Below are 2,885 nucleotides of genomic sequence, written 5' to 3' on the forward strand. Positions count from 1 at the left end.
CTGTAAGGCTCTGGCCCATGCGGTTGCCCTCCTGGAGAAAAGGGACGGCGACTATGATCTGGAGGATATCTTCAGGCTTTATGAGACCCGGTCTGGAAAGGTCGGACTTTACGCCTATTTCCGGGAAATGATAGATTCCCTTTCCCGGAACGGGCATAAGGGGACGGCCCGGGCTTACTTCTCGACGCTTCGCTCGTTGCAGAGACATTTGGGGGAGGCGGATTTCCCTTTCTGCAAGTTTTCTCCCCAAATGGTGTCGAAGTATCACAATGGCCTTATACAATCCGGCATGTGCAAGAATACGGCTGTCTTCTACATGCATAATGTGAAGGCCGTGTATAAAAAGGGATGCCGGGAATTCGGTCTGGACTTTTCGTTTCCGTTTTCGAATCTGAAGCTCAGGACTGAAAAAACGGTGAAACGCAGTCTGTCCATGAAGGATATCCGGGCTGTCTCCCGTCTGGAGTTGCAGGACGGAACGCCCGAATCTCTGGCAAGGGATCTTTTCATGTTCAGTATTTATACCCGGGGGATGGCGTTTGTGGACATAGCCTTTCTGAAGAAGGATGATGTCTGTTATGGGGAAATCCATTACCGGAGATGCAAGACGGGACAGTACATGCGGATTGGCATCAACAGACAAATCATGGATATCTGGGAGAAATACAGGGAGGTTCCCGGCAAATATCTGTTTCCATTGATCCAGCCTGAGACTGACGTGTATGCCAGCTATAGGAGGTCTTATCATAAGATGCGTTATGCGTTGAAAAAGGTCTCCCGTCTGGCCGGTACCGAGGTTCCCTTACGCTTTCATGCCGCTAGACATTCATGGGCCATGATGGCTCTTGAGAGTGGTGCTCCCGTCAATACCATCAGCGAATGTCTGGGGCATTCTTCGGAAGGGGTCACACGTATTTATCTGAGGGAGCTGGACAGGTCCGTCCTGGACAAGGTCAATGATCTGGTGGCGGAACAAATCGGATGATACCATCTTCTGACTTGAAAAGGCAAATAATAGGGCTGAAAGGGCAATTCTTTTTACTGTCCTACGGGCTATTTTTGCAAAAAATATATTAATTAATAATTACGTTAGTATAATGAAAGATCAAATTCAACAAATCGAAGAATTGTATGCCTTGTTTGTCAAGGATGCCCGGGGTCAGATGGAGCATGGCAACAAGGCCGCCGGGACGCGTGCGAGAAAAGCCTCTCTGGAATTGGAAAAACTTTTGAAGGATTTCAGAAGGGAGTCACTTGTATGCTCCAAAGGATGCCGGAAATAAGATTTTCCTGCAGGTTGTCCCTGAAAAAGTGGTGGATCCGTTTTTTCAGGGATATCGCAATTGGTATGGCATATGTTTCTTACTGTATGCTTTTATGGTTAAGTTAGTACTTGCAGAATTGAGGGCATCAGAGAGTTTGAACATGTATCTTGCGGCAGCAGGATGCATAGGGTCTTTGGGAAATTCCTATTGGACAAGGAGACATGCCGCAAGAGGGCTGATAGGAGTGTGTATATACGTATTTTTAGAAAACTATCACTGTCAGGTACAAAATATGAAGCAATATTTTTTTTTGTAATATAATATATATATGTTTAGGGTGATATTTCACTCTCCCATATAGAGAGTGGAAATGCAGTTAAACAAAGAGAGAGGACTTGTCGGTCCTTTTCTAATTCGCTGCAAAAATAGTGGATATTCGCCGATTGCAAGACCGCCGTTCGGCTCTTTTTTTTTACCATCCGGCTCAAAAATATTTTAACCCTCCTCGAATTCTTTCAGCCTGTTAATCATCTGCTTTCTCCAGTTTCCCGGCGAGCATCCCAGATTCCTTTTACAGAATTTATTAAATTGTGAGAGTGAGGAAAAATGCAGTTCCTCGGCAATCTCCAATAAGGGAGAGTCCATGTCGACAAGCTTGTATTTGATCATTCCGACCATTTGTTTCTGCATCCACCGGCTTGCCGGCTCGCCAAACTCCTCTGCGAATTGCCGCTTGAAGGACGACAGGGACATCCCGCACAATGTCGCCAGCTCTTTGACACTGGTAGCATCCCTATAGTTTTCCAGCACTCTGCCATTAAATCCCTGAGCCTTTCCGAGCACTTTATACAAAAAAGCCGCCAGTTCTTTTTTAGTATAATAGAACCGCAGCAGCCAAAACATTTCTTTCAGTTTGATTTCATGCAAGTGAACGCAGTTGGCACCATCTTTTAAATAAACAGAGACCAGATGGAGAAATATCCGGAGCTCCCTCCTGATTTCAAGCGGACATCCGGGAGAGTCCACCTGGTCTTTCAGTCCGGCAAGCTGCAGCATGGAGACTTTCTCACAGCCCTCCATCATATTTTCAAAATGGGCGATAACCAGATAACTGTCCTTCAGGGAATAAAGCTTGCAAAAATTACCCCGCTGCACGCATAGCATCCGCCCCGCCGTCAGGGAGGCATCAACTTCATTGCACAAAACATGAACATTCCCTTTTAGTACAAACAGAATACTGTTTCTTAGGGCTTCCTCTTCATAGACCTGACCGGCATTCAAACTATAATGCGAAAAACCTTCCAGCACGCATCTGGAATAATTGAAACACGAAGTATGTTCCTCCAAATAAAATAGTCCCATGTTTCTGTTATTTTATATAAGAAAACAGCCCTACAAGTGTGTCTGAAAGGGGTATGCCAATATTTTACATGTAAAAAGATTATCGGTACCGTCCTTTCACAACTAACAGGGGGTGTTTCTGTCATATTATTACTGCTTTTCCACTCTCTATATGGGAGAGTGGAAATTTAAAAGACGTGATTTATCAAATCAAATTTGTAAAAATGAGTATATGAAAAAGAATCTTTTTGTATTATTATTTTTGGTCCTGCCTGTGTG

3 protein-coding genes are annotated in these 2,885 nt (G+C 44.5%); 2 read left to right on the top strand and 1 reads right to left on the bottom strand.

What is annotated here, in order from left to right:
- The coding region (locus tag AC1WIP_RS14035) for a tyrosine-type recombinase/integrase (RefSeq protein WP_481142410.1) at nt 1-985 on the top strand (985 nt) is incomplete at its 5' end.
- Nucleotides 986-1,097: 112 nt separating this feature from the next.
- Nucleotides 1,098-1,283: a hypothetical protein gene (locus AC1WIP_RS14040; protein ID WP_481142411.1), complete on the top strand. Its 186-nt coding sequence runs from the start codon at nt 1,098-1,100 to the stop codon at nt 1,281-1,283.
- A gap of 477 nt (nt 1,284-1,760) precedes the next feature.
- Here AC1WIP_RS14040 and AC1WIP_RS14045 read toward each other — a convergent pair whose 3' ends face one another.
- Nucleotides 1,761-2,420: a helix-turn-helix domain-containing protein gene (locus AC1WIP_RS14045; protein ID WP_481142412.1), complete on the bottom strand. Its 660-nt coding sequence runs from the start codon at nt 2,418-2,420 to the stop codon at nt 1,761-1,763.
- Nucleotides 2,421-2,885: the final 465 nt, after the last annotated feature.

Source organism: Acetatifactor sp. (genome assembly GCF_982438285.1).

Coding starts and splice junctions, on each gene's coding strand:
- AC1WIP_RS14040 (WP_481142411.1), top strand. CDS start 1,098: ATGAAAGATCAAATTCAACAAATCGAAGAATTGTATGCCTTGTTTGTC.